Source organism: Kribbella antibiotica, from assembly GCF_004349055.1.
GTDB classification, from domain to species: domain Bacteria; phylum Actinomycetota; class Actinomycetes; order Propionibacteriales; family Kribbellaceae; genus Kribbella; species Kribbella antibiotica.
In genome coordinates this window covers 50,181-68,167 of the sequence record NZ_SMKX01000029.1, presented here as the reverse complement: position 1 = coordinate 68,167, position 17,987 = coordinate 50,181, and the positions used below count along the sequence as shown (strand labels likewise).

The following is a 17,987-nucleotide window of genomic DNA, read 5'->3' as shown; positions in this document are numbered from 1 at the left end:
CTGGACCATCAGACGCGCCAGGTCTCTCCCAAGGTGTGAGACTGACCGAGGCCAAATAGACCGGGGTGGTCAGAAGGCTGTGATCGCTGCGGAACCATTGACGTTTGGTCACAGATTGTTATCGTACTGTCGCGGAGTTCGGGAGGGACCTGCGCGACAGGGGGTGGCAGGGTGAGTGGTCCGTCGGTGGGGCCAGCAGTGTTCGACAGCTCGTTCGGGGAGCGTGTCCGGGCGTTGCTGCGGGTCCGGCCGGTGGCTGATGCTGCAGCCAACACAGGGCGGCAGTCGTGGGGCGATCGGCGCTACGACGTAGTGACGATGGCTCTGGCAGGCATCGACGCGGTGATCGCCCGGCAAGGGCTCGACGACGAGGTCGGGTACGACGAGGTCGTGGCCGGGCTCGAGGAACTTGCTGCGGCCACTCACCCAGAGTGCTCGGTCGAGGAACACGCCTCGGTGGCGAGGTACGTCCTCGACGCGCTGCTGAACCGTCGGGACCGCGAGGCGCCGTACCGCTATTACGTCTCGGTCTTCAGCCGGGACGAGACCGGGACGGTCGCCCACAGGGAGCTGTCCGTCGAGTTCCGGCTTCTGACGGAGCACGAGGAGCCGGCCCGGGGCGTCAATGTGTTGCGGGCCACGCCCGACGCGATCAATGCGCTCGTCGGTGGGCTCGAGTTCGATGTAGAGGACGAGCAGGCCGCGGTCGAGTTGATGCTCGCGCGCCAACTCGAGCGCGGCGCGTTCGGCCAAGCGGAGAAGGCAGCAGAGCGGTCGCGCCTATTGTCGGTTCGGTACGCGGACGAGTTGCGCGCGCTCATGGCCGATACCTCACGCGATATTCGCGCTGTCCTCGGACAGTGGTCGTCAGACGTGCCGCAACAGCTGGAGCGCAGCCGCGTTCATCTCGAGGATCGGCTGGCCGCAGAGGCGAGACTCCTCGACCATGTCCGCGGTGCGCTGGACGGCGCCGAGTCAGAGCCCTCGGTGACAAGTGCTGCCGTCCGGATCGCCGGTCTGCTCGAAGAGTGCCGGCGGCGGCACACCGAGCTGCACGGCAAGCTGGTCAACGCCCGCATGACCTTCATCGACGAGCAGACCCGGCAGATGTTCAGGCCACTCGGCGGACTGCGAAACCCGGATCTAACCGACGACGTGTTCCTGCCCCTGTTACGGCTGCCGGTCGATGCCGCGGTGGATCCCGCCGAGACCTTCGCCGTGGCGATAGCCGGCACGCAGGTGCCCAGAATTGTCCGGCTGGCGGATCTGGTCGACGACCTGATGGCTCCCCGGCGGAGCGGCGACATCGACGAACCGCTGGATCCCGATGAGGAGCCGGGGGATCCGGAGCCGCCCGCGGTCCCGGTAGCGGTCCTGATCGCGGCCGCCGCCGTGGTGGACTCTGTGCAGCTACCGGCCAGACTGTCGGTGTTGCTGACGGCGGCCGAGTCCGCTGTGCTGCCCGCCGAGGTCGACAGGAAATCCGTACTACGGGTTATCGCGCTCGCAGCGCTGTGGAGCTATGCGCCAGAGTCTGTCGAGGACTTCGCGGCGGCGGTCGACGCGGCAGCCCAGGTCCTTGGCTCGACCGTTGCCATCGACGCCGACGGGACTCCGTTGCGTCTCGATGGCTGGTCGGGTGACGACCTGATCGTCGCTGAGGACGAAGAGTCGCTGGCCGCGTGGGCCGAAGCGGCGTTGTCCGTGAGCAAGGGGGAGAGATGACACTCAGCCAGCGAGACCTGGCCGACGTCGGCGTACTGATCGGGTGTGGTTTGCGCCCGAAGCTGCGTGCAGGAGCGGACTCCGACTATCGGGGCCTCCTTGACCGGTATCGCGCGGATATCGAGTTCCGCAACGCTGTGAACAGCGTTCTGGACGGACTGGACACCCGTGTGCTGTCCGATTCCGACCTCGGCCTGGTGCTCGGCGTACGCCGGGAATCGGTCTTCGCCTACCGAATTTCGGACCTGTCCAATGTCGGCGGTGTCACGGAGCGGTTGCTGGTCGGACTCGTCAGCGTCGCGATAGCGGCGTTCACTTTCCCGACCCCGGGGGACTTCGACGACGATCGGGTCAGGCGCGTCTCCGTCTACGAGGTGGAGCGCTTTCTCCGGGCAACCTGCGACCGGCTCAAGCGATCGCCAGAGACAGCCTCCCGGCAGGAGGAGATGTTCGAAGAGGCCTGGCGTACGTACGACCGCTTGTCACCTGGCTACAAAGCGGACAAGGGCGAAGGAAAGGCCCGCCGGTCGAAGGCGTCATCTGTCTACTGGGTGGCGAGTGTGCTGACGTGGATGGTCGACCAAGGTCTCGCGCGGCCTGCATCGGGGCTGGCCTCGGCGCCTGAGACATTCCAGCTGCTTGAGCGGTTTCGGATTCAGGCTCGCGAGCTGGCCGGCAATGCGACGTACGACGTGCTGTCGGCGATCCGCCGCGACGGTGGGGAAGAGGGGATCGGATGACGTACCAACTGGCACGACTTCGCCTGATCAGTATCGGCGATCGAGCCGCACGCTTCACCGATGTGACGATCGATCTGACATCGTCGAGTGCCGATGACCTCGGCGACCCGACGGACACGATCCTTTGGTTGCGCAACGGAGGCGGCAAGTCGAGTCTGTTGTCGTTGTTCTTCGCCCTCCTGCTGCCGAACCGCAACGACTTCATGGGTAAGGCGGTCAAGCGTTACCTCGAGGACTACGTTGCTTCCGGCGACACCAGTCACGTCGTGGCCGAGTGGGTGGCCGAGCACAAGGACGGCCGGCTCCCACAGCGCCTGGTGACCGGGGCGGTGCATGAGTGGATCGATCGCCGGAAACCACTCGATCCAGATCGTGATCGCGACAAGCTCAAGACGTCGTACTACACCTTCTTCGTGGTACCGGGTGCGCTCGACCTGGAACGGCTTCCGGTGGACGACGAGCTGAGCCGGCGCCGCCGGAAAACCGACTACCTGAGCTGCCTGAAGGAGATCACGGCACCACGGGCACAGGAGTACCTCTACACCCCCGTCGAGACGCAGAGCCAGTGGCGCGACACCCTGATCAAGCGAGATCTGGACCCTGCACTCTTCGGCTACCAGAAGCAGATGAACCACTCCGAGGGCGGTGTGGCGGAGCTCTTCAACTTCCCGTCGACGGACAAGTTCATTGACTTCCTCATCGATCTCACGATCGACAGGACACAACCGGAGCTCGTCGCGGACAACCTTGCGAAAGTCGGCGAGGTGCTGGGGCGCAAACCGGATCTGCTCATCGATCGAGATTTTTGCTCGGTGATGGCGGACAGGCTCGAGATCCTGGCCGATCGGCACTCTCGGGCGCGCTCTGCACACAGCCGGGCCGGTGCGGTGCGACTTGCGGCGGCTCGCTTGGCAGGAGCATTTCGCAGCTCCGCGGCTGGAAAGACGTCAGCTCGCGAACGACTGGTTGCGGAGAGCCAGCGGTTGAGCGGGGAATCGAGCAGCCTGGACAGCGAACGCAGCAAGCGTAACGACGCGGCGCACGAGCTGTGGCGGGTCGCTGCGAACTACCGGCACATCACGGCGCGGGCCGCGGTGGAGAACGCGGAGACCGAGGCAACCGCGACGAAAAGCGAGAGTCGTGCCTGGGAAGCGGTTGAACCGCTGGCCGAGCAGATCGACGCTGAGCGCGAGGCCGATTCGGTGCGCGCGCAGTTGGTTGAGGAGGAGAAGCAAACCGAGCCACTGCGTTCCGCACGGGATAGGGCCGCGGCGGCGCTGAAGGCGCGATATCGGACGTTGGCGTGCGAGGAGAGTGAGACCGCGCAGGCCGAGTCCGAAGCTGCTGATGAAGCACGGTCGAGCGCCGAGACAGAGGCCGCGACCGCGGAGACGAATCGTGGGCGGGCTACCGAGGCAGCTGTTCGCGCAGAGAGCGTTCGCGGCCAGGTGATCGAGATCGACGAGGCAGTGATGGCGGCCGTCGGCCGCGGTGACCTCGATGATCCGAAGGCGAGCCCGCTCGAGGCGCTCGCGGGCGCCATTGAGGAAAGTCGTGCCGCCGGCGAGGAGCTCGGCGCCGTCAGAGAGCGACGCGGGGCCCGACCAGCAGCGCGTAGTGCACTGGTCGAACGTGCTGAACGCATCGCCAAGAAACAGCTGGCGAAGGAATCCGAGCGGGATCTGGTGCACGCCGAACGGGCGAAGCTCATCGGACGGGTCGACGCGTTGGCGACGAACGCTCGGCTGGGCGAGCTCAGGGAACTCGGTGCGGACAGCCGGTTGAACCTCTGGTCCGAGGTGGGTGATCTTCGCGTCGCGTTGACGCACGCGATGGCCGAGGCGGAAGCCGAGATCATCGACACCCGGGTTGATGCCGCCGACGACGATCGAGCGCTCGAGGGACTGCGCACCGAAGAGTTTTTGCCGGGCACCCGTGATGCCCAGCGCGCCGTGGACCGGCTCACCGCCGAGGGCGTCAGGGCTCAGCCCGGATGGAAGCTGCTGCGCGATCTGGTGCCGGAATCCGACCGGGACCAGGTCCTGAAGAACCCACATGTCGCCGGACTTGCCTCCGGCGTCGTGATCGCCGACGGCGACGCCGCCACAGCGCGGGCGAGCCTCGCGACTCTTGACTTCGCAACGGTCGCTCATGTGTCCGTCAGCACTGCTACGCAGCTGCAAGAGGTATTGGGTTCGGCGGGTCCCGAGTGGCTCGTGCTTGCAAGCGATCGCGCGCTCTTCGATCCGCTTGCAGCCGAGAACGCACGGACGGAGCGTGAAGTGCGGCGGCAGCGGCAGGACGAGCGAATCGTCGCCTTGAAGGAGCAGGCGGTCGCGGATCGGGCACTGCTGCTGGCACTCGAGAATCTTCTGCAGGACTGTCCTGCCGGGCACCTCGAGACCCTCGAGAAGCTGATCGAATCCGCGGACGAGGCGATCGTGAAGTACCAGACCGCCGCACAGACGATCGTCGCGGAGGTCGATGAACTTGCTCGGCGCGAAGAGGCTGATGCCTCTCGGGAGCAGGAGCTGTCCGAGCGGTCAATAGTCCTGGCCGGACGGATCGAGCGCCTGGAGGCGCTTGCTCCGAAGGTCCACGAGTTGCCGGCGCTGAGGGCCCGGATCGGACAGCTGGAAAAGGACCAGGCTGACGAGACCGCGGCGGCGAAGGCAGCAGCAGCGCGTGCCGCCGAGTTCCGGAAAGCTGTCGCTGCGATCGAGAAGCGAGCGGCCCAGCACGGGGCGAACCACGCTCGGTACGTGCAGGATCTCGAGGGGATCACCTTCATCGATTCCGCCGCGGACACCGCCGAACAGGAGAACCCGGCGGATCTTCTGTCGGTGCTACGGGGCAGCTACAAAGACCTCGACCTGCAGTGGCGAACGACGGCCGCCCAGTCCGTGCTCGCCGAACGTCTGACCAGCCAGGTTGATCGTGCTCAACGCGCGCACCAGAGACTTGGCGAGTACGAACTGCCGGTGCGCGAGCGTGCCGCAGAGTTGCTCGCCACGAGTGACGGACAGGATATTGCCCGGCGTGGCGACGCCCGGACTCGTGCCCGTGACACGGCGGACGTCGCCCTGCAGGTTCTCAGCAGCATGAAGTCCGAGCTCGAACTGGCCCGGCTGGAGGTCGAGGAGCGCGCAACGCGCGGCAGGCCCAGGCCTGTTCAGCTTGATGTCGAACCGGCCGATGAGGCCGAGGCGAGGCAGCTCGCCGAGGGAGAGGCAGCCCAGGCCACCGAGATGAGCGCGCGAGCTACCAACTTGGCGAAGGAGGCCGAGGAGCTCCGCACAGCGGGTGTCGAAGCTGCGTCTGAGGCCGCGGTCTTCCAGCAGCAGGCCAATCGGCTGCAGGACGCCGCAAACCCTGCCGATGCGGTGGACGACGCTCCGCCGTACGAGGGAACCGCCGCCGAGACCGAGTTGGCGGAGACGCTGACGAATCTCAGGTCGGCGGTCGAGGCTGCGCAGGCGCAGCAGAGCGAGGTCGACCGCGCGGTCGGCACGGTCCGTCGAGTGGCTGCGGAGAATCGATTCGTGAAGATCCCCGATGCCATTCGGGATCGTTTCGCCGGCGACGATGCCGAGGTGCTGTCCGACCGGGCGGCAGGCCGCGCGGAGGACCTGCGGTTGCGACGGGCGACGATCGACGGCCAGCTCCAGGACATCACGCGGGACCAGTCCTTGGTGGTGGTCGAGCTGGCGGCACTGGTGCGCGAAGCGCTGAAGGTGCTGGAGTCTGCCCATCGGCATTCGAAACTCCCGGGAACGCTCGGCGGTTGGGCCAACGAGCACTTTCTGCGGATCAAATTCACCCACCCCAGCAGCGAAGACGATCTGCAGGCGCGGATCGATGCCGTGGTCGACCGGGTCGTCGCAGAGAACAGCAAACCAGCCGGTCTCGCGCTGCTGAAGCGTTGTGTCCATGAGGCCGTGGCGCCGCGTGGTTTCACCGTCAAGGTGCTCAAGCCGAGCACCGACCGGGTTCCTGAGGCGGTCGACGTCACGCACCTCGGTAAGTTCTCGGGTGGCGAGAAGCTGACCGTGTGTGTCGCGCTCTACTGCACCTTGGCCCGATTGCGGGCGGTCAATCGTGGTCGCCGATCCGGGGTGCTTGGCGGGACTCTGGTTCTGGACAATCCACTCGGGACTGCCAGCCATGTCGCACTGCTTCGGCTTCAACGCGATGTCGCCGCCGCACACGGTGTGCAGCTGGTCTATACCACAGGCGTGGAAGACTTCGGCGCCGTCGGCCAGTTCCCGAACGTGCTGCGGATGCGAAACTCCCCCGGCGCGCTGCGGGCCAGACGCTATGTCGTCGTCGAAGACAGGATCGGCGAGCCAGACGAGGGCATCACCGGCGTCCGAGTGAATCGCAGTGGAGACGGCAAGGAACAATGAGGAGCGCACTCGCCCAACGCCTCGCTGACGGCGTGGCAGCGTCCTCGACACAGCAGGTAAGCCTCGACGTGCTGTACGACGCTGCCGTCGCCTTCGACCGCAGCCTCGCTTCAGCACCCACCGCGAGGGCAGAGATCCGTGGCGCGCTCGATGAACTGGTCGCAGCCGGCCTGCTTACCTTCCCGGTGTCACCAGCGCATTTCGACGTACGAGAGGTACCGCGGCTACCCCTGTGGGTACGACGACCACCGCGCGGGCGGACTGGCCGGGAAGGGCTGTCGATGCGTGTCTGGCCTGCTGCCCTGGAGGCGGCCGGCCAGATCGCGACACAGACCTCTGATCTTGATGTTCTCGAGGCGGTCTCCGCGTTCTTGCGATCGGGTGGAGCTCAGCGACCCAGCGTCCCGGCGAGAGAACGGTCGCTGCAGTTGTTCGGTGACGAGAAGCGTCTCGACAGTCTGACCCGGACCAGACTGTTCACTTCCGGTGCGCTGACACTCGACCTGCTGCGCTGTCACCCGGTTCCGATTCCCTTCGTTTCGCAGTGGGTCGAGGGCCAGCCTGACCCCCGTGGCGTCGCGCTGCTCATCGCGGAGAACCATCACACGTACACATCGCTGCTCGAAATCACCCGCAGTCAAGCCGCCCAAGGCGGACCGCAGAGACATGTCGGCTACGGAACGGGTTCGCAGTTCCCCTCGGCCGTCCTGACCGTGCCACTGCTCAAGCCTCGGCCGAAACGCATCGTCTACTTCGGCGACGTAGACCTCAAAGGACTGCAGATCCCTGCCTCCGCAGACCGCACGGCACAACAAGCTAATCTGCCTCCCGTCACTCCGGCCTGGCCGCTCTACGAACTCCTCTTCGACGTCGCACCCCGGCGCTCGACCACTGAAATACCCGCTGACTCCGCCGCCGACGCAGCCCGCTGGCTAGGGCCACTCGCAAGCTCCGCCCGAGAACTCCTCATCACCGGCCTACGCCTCCCCCAAGAGGCCGTAGGCCACGAACGCCTCACAGACCACCCGAACGCCCTCCTCAACATCTAATGCCGGGGCTTTTGTTGCTCGGCCAGTCCGGCGAAGCGTGTTGCGCAGGTTTCGCAGGGTGGGAGTGACTCATGGACCTGCATCGGCACGAAGTAGACGCCGCACATGGACCGCGCGGAACGACCTTCGATCGTGCAGCTCGCCAGACCCCTTCTGTGCACGTAGTGGCTTGAAGACCCCAGCTCCGAGTCCACCAATTTCGTCCTTCTCGACGAGCGTGGCGAGTTCGGGCGCGCGCAATCCCCAGGCATCAGGCCCCGCGATCGTGGGATAGGTGTTCTGGAGCGATCCCAGTCCTGGACCGGCGGTGTCGATCGCGAGTGGTTTCCATCCCTGCTGGCGGAATCGAGTGAGTCGAACTGAGCCTGCGTTGGCAATTCCAACCTTCAGCGCTGCCAGGTCCGGATGATGAAGCAGGTAGACCATCGCAGGCTTGCTGGAGTTGAAGCCCGATTTTGCACATGCGCGGCATCCACGTTGGCCGGCGACGACGTTAGCGACTCGTACTCGTGTCTTGGCGCCACAACGACAAAGGCAAGCCCAGCGGTGCTCGGCACCGGGATATGGCTCGATCGGTTGATAGCCCGCCGAGCGGATCTGCTGCTCCGCTTGCAGGGAGTTGTTGAACCGCTTGGATTCCCTTGCGCTCGTCGACGGCAGGTCTCGCAGCCACGGTCACCACTGCTCACGTTTCCGTACGACGGAGACGTGATCTGCCCGCAGCGAGTACATCTGCATCGCCAAGGTTTCTGCGCGACGGGGTACGGGTCCTGTGGCTCGAGTTCGGCACCTCGCATCCGTGCGATGGCAACTGATTCGAATCGGCGGCGCCGCTCCTGGCCGCTCCAGCCCCTGTGTTGTCGGTGAGCCGACCGCGATGGACCTGATCCGCGCCCACAAGTCGGGGACGGTGACACGAGTAAGTTTCCACGGTGTCGCCTCGCGCTCGTCGCTGACCAATCAGGGATGCAGTGCGATCGAATATGCCGCCGCGAGCCATTGCGGTCCTGCGGAGGTTGGCCGGCGACCTTCGGGCAAGGAGGAACGCGTTGACGGTTCCGGGATCGACGATCAACGTTGGCGCGGTGCTGGGAGGGCTCGCCGCCAACATCGTACCCGGGCTGTGCGAGTTCGAATGGGAGATGCGCGCCATTCCCGGGAGCCACCATGTCGACGTACAGACTCGCTTCGAGGCCTTCCTACGGGAACCTTGAGACCTAGTGGTCCGTGTCCAAAGTTCCGCAACGTATGCGGCGCCCAGGCACGCACCTCGCGGCACCGGAGAAACAGCCACGATAAAGAGCATCGAGGCAGCTTCTCCGGCACCACGATGCACGCACCTGAACACCGCCTACTGTCACGGAACTTCGGACACGGACCACTAGATGCGTCGCGAGGACCCGAGCGGGCACATCGATGGCGTCGCACTGGCAGACTTCCCCGGGCTCCGCGACCGACCAGTCGCAGGAGCTCCTCGACGCGCTGGGGTACACAACGAGTCGGTCAACGTCGCTTACGGCACCGAAGCCGGACTGGTGAGTGAACTCGGCGTACCCGCAGTAGTCTGCGGTCCCGGCGGCATCGAGCAAGCCCATCGACCAGAAGAGTGGGGCGAGCGATGAAGCAGGGAAAGTCAGGTCACTTCAGCAGTTGTAGGAGGCGGAATGCCCGATCGCTTCGCTTCTTGCGGCCGAACAAAGCGGTGCAGACGATCAGGTAGGAGGGAAGCGCCAACGCGGCGACAGCTATCCATGCCACTTGTGGCTGGAGGTAGACAAGCAAGCCGATCCCGCCAGCTCCACCTAGACCGAGAGCTCGGTGAAGCGAGCGCCGTCGCACGGGTCCTGGATCGTCACCGCTCATCGCGTGCCCGTTCGGTGCTACCGGTTGAGAAGCTTCGGCGAAGCTGTGAGCGCCAGTGGGTCGCGATCCATGTCGGCACGTTGAAAAGCAGACTCTTCAAGACCTGGTCGTGCTGATCGGGCGGGAAGTCGTGCAGTGCCTCCGCAATGACGGCGGTCCACTCACGGCGCATGACAGGAGGCATCGCGTATGTTGCGGCCGAGATCAGGCGACGATGGATCGAGGATTTTCTCCGCGGCCCCTGAGAGTTGGTGGCGAGAACGCCCAGGGATTTGAACCGGCGCTTGAGCTCTTCCCGGTCGAGGGACCCGATAGCACTGACCTGCTCCCAACCCTCGACGCTCGCCACGTCCAAGACGACCACCATGGTCTCGTGCATGTCCTGACGGGCGCGCCAGACAGTAAGTGCCTGCAGAACGGCGACGGTGAGCGCGGCGAGTGCTGACGCAGTCGTAATGACGGTGAATATCAGCACCCTGCACCGCGATCGGTGGCCAAGTCGCGAAGGGCGCTGCCCCGGGGACGACGGGCCGTCGTCAGTGCTTCACTCGCGAGTGTCGCGCCGACTCCAGTGAGGGCGAAGTAGCGCCTAGGGGGTCGTCCTTCGCCGTGTGCGGTCGCTTCGTCCTCTCGGCGGGAGGTTAGCCATCCCTCTGCCTCCAGGCGCATCAAGATCGGCTGGGCGGTGCCGGGCATCAGGCCGGTTTCGTCGGCGAGCTTGCGACCCCAGGACTCCTTCGCCGGCTCGCGCAGGAGGGCCTGCAGGATCAGCTGGGTCTGAAGTGTCATCCTCATGCCTGAAGTCTTACTAGCTCCTTGAGTCAGATGCAAGTATGAACTCTTATTAGGTCGTCGAGATCGTGGCCTGAGTTGGGTCTGGAGACGGGGCCCATCTGCCCCTGGGAGGCGGTCTATGATTACGCAACGCTACTGATCATGTGCTGGGGGATGGACTGATGGTTGCTGCGACTCCGTGGCCTGAGCGGGTGGCGTCTTTTGTGGATCGTGTGCCTCAGCGTGCGTTGATGGTGCGGCATTTGAAGGCGAGCCTGGAGACGCAGGCGCCGTGTCGGTTCTACATCCACGGTATTGAGCAGTCCGGGCGGTGGAGTCTGGCGTCGCAGTTCTTCCACGAGAACGTGGAGGACTTCAAGCGGAACTACGTCGAGGTGGTGGCGCGCCAGGCCGACGGGTTGCCTGTTGCGGTGGGAGATCTGCTGGCGCAGGCTTTGATCGGTCTTGGTGCGCAGGAGAGCGAGCTGCCGGCTTCCGACCATGCACGTGCTCACGAGCTTCAGCGCCGGTCGGTGGCGCAGACGTATCTGATGGTCATCCGGGATGTGATGTCGGCGGAGCAGGTTCGGCTGTTGATCCCGGCATCTCCAGGCGTCACGGTGGTTGTGACGTCACGGTCGAACCTGTGGGAGTTGCAGGCGGCATATGACTTTCGGGCTGTCGCGTTGGATGAGCTCCCGCCGGATGCGGCATGGCAGTTGATGGTCGAGCGCCTTGGTGATGCCGCGACAACTGTTGAGTCCGACGTGCTGCAGAAGTTGGTCGCCTTGTGCGAGGGTCACCCGTTGCTGATCCGGAGGCTCGCCGCGCGGGTGGGCAGCCGCCCCGATCTCGCCCAACGAATCATCGGAGATGCTGAGAACTCAGGTGGTGGTGTGCTTGAGCAGAGTGAGGCGAAGTGGCTTGCGGACCAGGTCTATGCCGCATTGGACGACGAGCTGCGTCGGGCCTACCGGCTGTTGGTGCTCATTCCAGGGCCTGATTTCGGTGCCCGAGCTGCCGCGGCGGCTCTCGATGTCGAAGCGCAGGTCGCTGCCGGGCTCATAGACAAGCTGGTGGACGGCAACATGCTGAGGCTGGCCAGCCCGGGACGGTATGCGTACTTCCGGCTCCTGCGGCCCGATGCTGTGAGCCGGATCGAGGATCGAGACGGCCGGGCCGCAGTAGTGGCTAGGGTGACGGATTGGTACCTGTCCGAGCTGGACCCGCGGGATGGCGCCTTGGCGAACCGTTGGAGGGTCGGAGCGCTGTCCGAGTCGGCGTTGGTGTCTGTCGATCGTGGTGAGGCACTGGTCTGGTTCAGGGCTGAGCAGGCGTCGGTGTTGGCCTGCGTGGCGGCCGCGGCAGGCAACGGGCAGCATGAGGTGGCGGTGCGGCTCTGTCTCGGGTTGTACAAGTATGCCCATCATCAGGGGCGTCTCGATCTCTGGCTCGACTGTCTTCAAGCAGGGCTCAGATCTGCGGAGCTGACTGACAACACCGCTGCGATCACGCAACTCGCCTCGCATCGAGGGTCTGCTCATCTTGCGAAAGAGGAGTTCGAGGCGGCGCGGGCCAGCTTCTTGCAGTCGTTGAAGTGCGCGCGCGAGATCGGGCACGCGATGGGGGAGCAGAGTGCCCTGGAGTGGCTGGGCAAGGTAGCTACTGCCGAAGCCAAGCTCGCCATGGCGGAGGAGAACTCCGAGGCCGCAGCGGCCAAGATTGATGAGGCGTTCCGGTACTACGACGACTCCGAGAAGGTCGTGCAGTTTGCTGGCGAGACGATGCCCGCTGATCAGCCGCCCCGGATGATCGCGTTGCTGGGCCTTCAGCGGGCCCGTACGGCGGCGATCGTGCCGGATCCTGAGGCGTCGGCGCGATGGGCCGGTGGAGCGCTGAGCTTCTTCGATGGTTCGACCGAAGTCGAGAACCGCGCGAAGTGCCTGATGGTGCTGGGATTTGCGGCGAAGAGCCTATCCGTCGGTGAGGACCCAGTCGAGTGTTTCGAGAAGGCGGCAGAGCTCTTCGCTGAGGATGGACTGCGGCGAGGAGAGGCGGACGCGCGTTTCGGCTTGGGGATTGCGCTGGCTGGCCGAGGTCGAGCCGATGAGGCGCTGGTTGCTTACCGGCGTGCGCACGAGCTCTACACCGAACTCGGCGCTGCCGAGGCGGATGAGGTGTTGCGGGCGATCGAGTCACTCGGCCTTTGAGGAGACCTGGCTCAGCGCAGCGGTGATCTGTGTCGAGCCGAGGAGGATCTCGAAGGTCTCGGGTGGGGTGCGTTGGGCGGCTAGTTGGTCGTGGATGACTGACGTGGGGATTGCCGGATCGACCGGATGGTTGGTGGCGGAGAACACCGCCAGATCGGCGGTCCAGCCAGTCCGGTGTACTAGCGAGCAGGTTGCCGGTCCGGTGCGCACGGCAACCATCGAGCACGCAGGGCGTTCCCGGAATACCGTGCTGGGCGTTGCTGCCGGTCCGTTAACGACGCAGATTGCGGCGTTGGCGAAGAGATCGCGGCGGGGTTCATCGGCCGAAGCGACCAGATGTCGCGGCATGTCCTCTGGGGAGTAGTCCGGGCGTCCGACCACGGAGGCCGGCCAGCGCCGTACCGTGTAGTTGCCGTCGGCATCTTTCGACGTGGAGGCCCACCAGGAACTCACAGGCTGGGTCATCGGACGCAGCTGATCGGCGTCGTACTGGGGGAGTATCGCGGGCGACTGCGGTTCGGGTAGGTGCATCAGGCGGTAGAACTCGGCGCGGTGACGTGCACTCGCCTCGCTGGGTACGGAGGTGGTCAGCGCGCGGATCCGTGGGTCTGGAGGGCCTGCCGCAATGATCTGCGGCTCGAAGGCTGCGTGAAGGTTCAGTCTGGCTGATGACTGGCCGAGGGCATCGATCGCTGATGTGGGGACGACGTCTGCGACCGGAAAGGTCGCCAGGAGGGTTGGTCGTCCGGCAGCGGCGGAATAGCCGCTGACCGAGCCGTTGTCGCCAATGGTGATGTCGGCGGCCAGGATCGTTTGCTGCCATCCTTCGGCGGGTGGGATCAGCCTGACGCCCGAGCGGAGGCAATCGCCGAGCCAGAGGCGGATCTGGGCGGGGCTGTGGGCGTACCAGGTGTTCGGATGGAGGATGACAGCGACGACGTACGAATCGAGCTCGAGCTCGGCGGCCAGGGTGGCGATGAGGTCGGGGTTGGTGCCGAAAAGAGACCGACTACCCCAGGTTGAAGTCACTGCGACAATCGTGCGGTCGTCGTGCACACCCAGCGCGCGTCGATAGTGCTCGCGACGGTGTGCACTGACCATCAGGCGGTCGAAGCATGGGTCACCGCCGACGAATGCTGACGACAGAGCTTCCGCTGAGACAGCGGCTAGCCGATCGAGTTGCTCGTGATGCGTGAGGATGATCGAGGCCGGCGTGAGTTCCCCGCCACGCAGAAGCCACCTGGCGCTGAGGCCGTAGGTGTCCCGGTGTCCCGGTGTCCCGGTGTCCCGGTGCGAGTATTTAGTATACCCCATACCGTGTGACAGGACGGCGAGCGGCGCGCGGACCTTGTGCAGGTCACCGCTGTGGTGTGCTGACAGCGCGAGATCGAAGTCGGCCGCCAGAGCACGTTCCCAGGGGATCACTCGTGTGCCTTGGGCAACGAGGTGTTCCTCGATACCAGCAGACACCGCCGACGCGTCAGGGAACGTGAAGACGAGTTGCACGCGACGGTCCGAGTCGAAGACCGGGAGAATGTCCGCGAACCTGTTCCACGCAGTGACCGTGTGAACGATCACCAGAACGGTCCGGTGCGGCGAGATCGTTCGCCATGGTGCGGAATCCGGGCCGACTGGGACGAGTAGCCGGTCTGCGGTCGACAAGTGCCTTCTCCTGAAGTAGTTGCTGTACACGAGCATCGTAGCCACGACACGTGCGCGGTGCTTCGTGGCCTACCGTGTCGGAACGAGCGGGCGCCAGTACGGTGATCGCCATGAACTCGACCTGGCTCCCACTTGCCTCAGCGATCATCAGCGGCTCTTTTGTCATCGCGGGCGTCGGCCTCGGCGGAACTCAAGCGCGCAGGCGAGAGCGGCGGGAGCTGGACGCGCGACGGGCCGAGCGTCGCTACGACGTACGTAGCGAGATCTACACGAATCTGGTGCTCCAGCTAGATGCCTTCCTGGGTGCCGTTGACCAGGCCCAAGGCCCAGGTGGGCTCGTCACCGCGCTGGCTGGTCTCCACAGAGCAGCTGTTCCCGTGGCCTTCCAGTCGCGGGAGATCGCGGCCGTGCAACTCAACGATGTCCTGGGTATTGCTGAACGCTTGGCCGGCCCGCTGGCTCGTTCGGCAGCCTCAAGTCCGGACCGCGTCGGTGCCATGGCTGACCTTGCCGCAGCTCGGGCAGCACTCCTCGACGCCTTCTCGAAAGACCTCGATCGGCTCCTCTGAGGCTGCTGGCCCCCGGGGCCACCAGGTACTTCATCTAGGACGGTGCTTGGAGTGGCCAAACCGTGTCCGCCTGCTCCGTCACTGCTCCGGGAACCACTGGCAAGCGGTGGTCAGTGACGCCAACCGTTGAGCAAGGAAACCGCAGGTCAGAGGGCGAATCAGAGGGTTGGGCCGATCCGCCCCGCCTGTACCCATAAGATTCTCGACATTTTCGAAGGAACCCAGCAGATCCAGCAACTCATCGTCGCCCGCCGCCTCCTCGGAAAGACCTCCGCCGAACTGAAATAGCTTTGCGTGACTGACTTTCGGACCTGGCCGGAACCGAAAAGCGTGTTCATGCTCCGCTTCGGTTCGGTTCACCACGCGTTGTTCGGTACTGGCCACGCTCCACCTGACTGACTGCTCTGGGGGAGAGGTTGGAGGAGCAAGGTGGTGGTGCGGATGCAGTTTCTCGAGGATCCGCGGGGAGGTGAACGGCTGTGGCGACTGCTTTCCGGCAACAATCGCCCACTCGCGCTGGGGAGCGGTGGGCGACGGTCTCCGCAGGAAGAGCTGGCCGCGGTACGGCGCCTGGCGCGCGAGGCGGAGCCTGCCCTGCGCAGGGATCCGGAGGGGCGTTGGCGGTGGGAGCTGGCTGCGCAGGACGGCCCGAATGTTCGATGTCCGGGGGTGTTCTCGCGGCAGATCGACGCTCGCCGGGCGTTCCATCGATTCACACAAGCGGTTGAGCTGGCCGAGGTCACCTCGGGAACGCAACGGGAGCAGCGGTGAGCGATTCGACCGTCGAGCCACCACCGCGCAAACTGCGGTCGTCGCTCGCGCCGTCCGACACGATCTTCCGGCTGATCGCCCGCGGAGGTGGCGGGCTGGTGCTGCTGATCACCGGCGGGATCGGGATTTTCCTGGCATACCAGGCAAAACCGACGCTGCAGACGTATGGCTGGAAGTTCTTCACCGAGCAGTCCTGGCAGCCCGAGGCGAACCAGATCGGTGTCGCGGCGATTCTGTTCGGGACGGTGGTGATCGCCACGATCGCGATCGCCATCTCGTTCCCGCTGGCGGTCGCAACGTCGCTCTACATCACCGAATGGGCGCCGCGCGGGTTGAAGAAGAGCTTGGTAGCGGTGATCGACCTGATGGTCGCGGTGCCCTCGATCGTCTACGGCCTGTGGGGGTTCTTCCTGCTGCAGCCGTGGATCATCCACGTCTCGCGCTGGATCACCGACTTCTTCGGCTGGATTCCGATCTTCAAGGTCGACACTGACCCGGACGCGGCCGTGTTCGACGGTGCGACGTACGCGTCGTCGGCGTTCATCGCCGGAATCGTGGTCGCGATGATGGTGATGCCGATCGCCTGCGCGGTGATGCGGGAGGTCTTCGAACAGACTCCGCGCGGCGAGCGTGAGGCGGCGCTGGCCCTCGGCTCGACCAGTTGGGGTGTCGTCCGGGCCGTCGTGCTGCCGTTCGGTCGCGGCGGCATCATCGGCGGCACGATGCTCGGCCTCGGCCGTGCGCTCGGCGAAACAATCGCGGTGGTGATGATCGTGTCGCCGTTGTTCGAGATCAACTGGCACGTCCTGCAGTCCGGCTCGATCACGATCTCGTCGATGATCGCGCTCCGGTACGGCGAGGCCCAGGGATCCCAGCTGAACGCCCTGATGGCGGCCGGGCTGGTTCTGTTCGTCATCACGCTCATCGTCAACCTGATCGCGGGCTTCGTCGTCGCCCGCAGCCGCAGTGGCGCCGGAACGGAGATCTGAACCCACCATGAGGACACTGCCCTCGACGGGTCCCCGCTACGAACCACCGCGGCCCGGCAGCAACGGTGCAAGTCCGTTCCTGCCGCCCCTGCCCTCCAGCCGGACGCCGATCGACCCGCCGGACCCGATCGAGCCGGTGGAGCCGATCGAGGTCGAGCCCCCGCCGGAGCCGGAACGCCGCAAGCTCCGCGTAGTCGACGTACAGGATCGTGCGAGCCTCGGAGGTGCGGCCCTGGCCGGGCTGTCGCTGACGTGGGTGTTGTACAGCCGCATCCTGCCTACCGAAGGCACCCTCGGTTTCATCGTCTGCTGGTGGCTGAGCTTCACCGCGTTCTACCTGCTCCTGACCGGCCTGCGGCGCGGACGCGTGGTGCTTGCAGACCGATTCGCCGTCCTGCTGGCCCACAGCGGAGCCGCTTTGGTGGGCATCGCGCTCGCCACCGTGATCGGCTACACGCTGATCCGCGGCGCCCCCGCGTTGATGCACTGGAACTTCTTCTCCCAAGATCTCCGTACGGCGGGCCCGCTCGAGCCGCTCAGTACCGGTGGTGCACTGCACGCGCTCGCCGGGACCCTGATCCAGATCACGATGGCGATCGCCGTCACGCTGCCGCTCGGCGTCCTGTGCGCGGTCTACCTCACCGAGGTCGGTGGCCGCGCGTCCCGGCTGGTGCGGTCGGTGGTCGAGGCGATGACCGCGCTCCCGTCGATCGTGGCGGGCTTGTTCGCGTACGTCGTCCTGCTGATCAGCTTCGGGATGCGGCTGTCCGGCTTCGTCGCCGCGATGGCGATCTCGGTGATGATGCTGCCGATCATCGCGCGCTCCTCCGAGGTCGTCCTGCGGCTGGTTCCGAGCGGACTGCGGGAGGCGTCGCTGGCGCTCGGTGCGACCCAGTGGCGCACGGTCTGGTCTGTGGTGCTGCCGACCGCCCGGCCAGGTCTCGCGACCGCGTTGGTGCTCGGCACGGCTCGTGGGATCGGCGAAACCTCGCCGGTGCTGCTGACCGCCGGCTATACGACGTACCTGAATCTCAACCCGTTCTCCGGCCCGATGACCTCGCTGCCGTTGTTCACCTTCAAGATGTCGCAGTCGCCGGAGAACAACTACATCAGCCGGGCGTTCGGCGCTGCCGCGCTGCTGCTGGTGCTGGTCCTGCTGCTGTTCGCGTTCTCCCGCTGGTTGGCCGGTCGTGGCCGGTCCGGCGCCCGATGAAAGGCCTGCACCGATG

Annotated in this window: 15 protein-coding genes; 10 read left to right on the top strand and 5 right to left on the bottom strand. The window is 65.5% G+C overall.

What is annotated here, in order from left to right; translation table 11 throughout:
• Window positions 1-198 precede the first annotated feature (198 nt).
• The 4 genes from E1263_RS12970 to E1263_RS12955 are packed head-to-tail and all read left to right on the top strand — an operon-like array spanning window position 199 to window position 7,920.
• Window positions 199-1,725, top strand: a complete 1,527-nt coding sequence (locus E1263_RS12970; protein WP_165956592.1) for a hypothetical protein — start codon at window positions 199-201, stop codon at window positions 1,723-1,725.
• Complete coding sequence (locus E1263_RS12965) at window positions 1,722-2,465, top strand: hypothetical protein (RefSeq protein ID WP_132167507.1); 744 nt, start codon at window positions 1,722-1,724, stop codon at window positions 2,463-2,465. The genes E1263_RS12970 and E1263_RS12965 overlap by 4 nt, the downstream gene beginning before the upstream one ends.
• Window positions 2,462-6,871 carry a coiled-coil domain-containing protein gene (locus E1263_RS12960; protein ID WP_132167506.1) on the top strand — a complete coding sequence of 1,470 codons (4,410 nt, stop codon included), beginning with the start codon at window positions 2,462-2,464 and terminating at the stop codon, window positions 6,869-6,871. Before E1263_RS12965 ends, E1263_RS12960 begins: the two co-directional genes overlap by 4 nt.
• Window positions 6,868-7,920 carry a Wadjet anti-phage system protein JetD domain-containing protein gene (locus E1263_RS12955; RefSeq protein ID WP_132167505.1) on the top strand — a complete coding sequence of 351 codons (1,053 nt, stop codon included), beginning with the start codon at window positions 6,868-6,870 and terminating at the stop codon, window positions 7,918-7,920. The genes E1263_RS12960 and E1263_RS12955 overlap by 4 nt, the downstream gene beginning before the upstream one ends.
• Here the strand turns inward: E1263_RS12955 and E1263_RS44340 are convergent.
• Window positions 7,917-8,171 (bottom strand): DUF3039 domain-containing protein, encoded by a 255-nt coding sequence (locus E1263_RS44340; protein ID WP_132167504.1) that lies wholly within the window; start codon window positions 8,169-8,171, stop codon window positions 7,917-7,919. The two genes, E1263_RS12955 and E1263_RS44340, sit on opposite strands and share 4 nt — an antisense overlap.
• Before the next feature lie 732 nt (window positions 8,172-8,903).
• Here E1263_RS44340 and E1263_RS44335 point away from each other — a divergent pair.
• The gene (locus E1263_RS44335; RefSeq protein ID WP_132167503.1) at window positions 8,904-9,134 is read left to right on the top strand and encodes a peptidase dimerization domain-containing protein; all 231 of its coding nucleotides are present in this window, start codon (window positions 8,904-8,906) and stop codon (window positions 9,132-9,134) included.
• A 638-nt stretch (window positions 9,135-9,772) separates the two neighbouring features.
• Here the strand turns inward: E1263_RS44335 and E1263_RS12935 are convergent.
• Window positions 9,773-10,258 carry a hypothetical protein gene (locus E1263_RS12935; protein WP_132167501.1) on the bottom strand — a complete coding sequence of 162 codons (486 nt, stop codon included), beginning with the start codon at window positions 10,256-10,258 and terminating at the stop codon, window positions 9,773-9,775.
• Window positions 10,252-10,578, bottom strand: coding sequence for a PadR family transcriptional regulator (locus E1263_RS12930; protein WP_202868855.1), 327 nt, complete (start codon window positions 10,576-10,578; stop codon window positions 10,252-10,254). The genes E1263_RS12935 and E1263_RS12930 overlap by 7 nt, the downstream gene beginning before the upstream one ends.
• Window positions 10,579-10,808: 230 nt before the next feature.
• On the opposite strand from E1263_RS12930, the gene E1263_RS12925 reads away from it, so the two are divergent.
• The gene (locus E1263_RS12925) at window positions 10,809-12,767 is read left to right on the top strand and encodes an NB-ARC domain-containing protein (protein WP_165956590.1); all 1,959 of its coding nucleotides are present in this window, start codon (window positions 10,809-10,811) and stop codon (window positions 12,765-12,767) included.
• On the opposite strand, the gene E1263_RS12920 is transcribed toward E1263_RS12925, so the two are convergent.
• Window positions 12,753-14,429: a hypothetical protein gene (locus E1263_RS12920; RefSeq protein ID WP_132167499.1), complete on the bottom strand. Its 1,677-nt coding sequence runs from the start codon at window positions 14,427-14,429 to the stop codon at window positions 12,753-12,755. The genes E1263_RS12925 and E1263_RS12920 overlap by 15 nt on opposite strands.
• A 110-nt stretch (window positions 14,430-14,539) precedes the next feature.
• Here E1263_RS12920 and E1263_RS12915 point away from each other — a divergent pair, with 110 nt between their 5' ends.
• Window positions 14,540-14,998, top strand: coding sequence for a hypothetical protein (locus E1263_RS12915; protein WP_132167498.1), 459 nt, complete (start codon window positions 14,540-14,542; stop codon window positions 14,996-14,998).
• Between the two features lie 78 nt (window positions 14,999-15,076).
• On the opposite strand, the gene E1263_RS42685 is transcribed toward E1263_RS12915, so the two are convergent.
• Window positions 15,077-15,382, bottom strand: coding sequence for a hypothetical protein (locus tag E1263_RS42685; protein WP_165956587.1), 306 nt, complete (start codon window positions 15,380-15,382; stop codon window positions 15,077-15,079).
• Between the two features lie 57 nt (window positions 15,383-15,439).
• Between E1263_RS42685 and E1263_RS12910 the strand changes: the two genes are divergently transcribed.
• From E1263_RS12910 to pstA, 3 genes are read left to right on the top strand one after another with little or no spacing between them, the layout of a single operon-like run.
• On the top strand, window positions 15,440-15,769 hold the full coding sequence (locus E1263_RS12910) for a hypothetical protein (RefSeq protein ID WP_132167497.1): 330 nt from the start codon (window positions 15,440-15,442) through the stop codon (window positions 15,767-15,769).
• Window positions 15,766-16,758 carry a phosphate ABC transporter permease subunit PstC gene (gene pstC, locus E1263_RS12905; protein WP_202868854.1) on the top strand — a complete coding sequence of 331 codons (993 nt, stop codon included), beginning with the start codon at window positions 15,766-15,768 and terminating at the stop codon, window positions 16,756-16,758. Before E1263_RS12910 ends, pstC begins: the two co-directional genes overlap by 4 nt.
• Before the next feature lie 7 nt (window positions 16,759-16,765).
• Window positions 16,766-17,971, top strand: coding sequence for a phosphate ABC transporter permease PstA (gene pstA / locus E1263_RS12900; RefSeq protein ID WP_132167496.1), 1,206 nt, complete (start codon window positions 16,766-16,768; stop codon window positions 17,969-17,971).
• Window positions 17,972-17,987 lie beyond the last annotated feature (16 nt).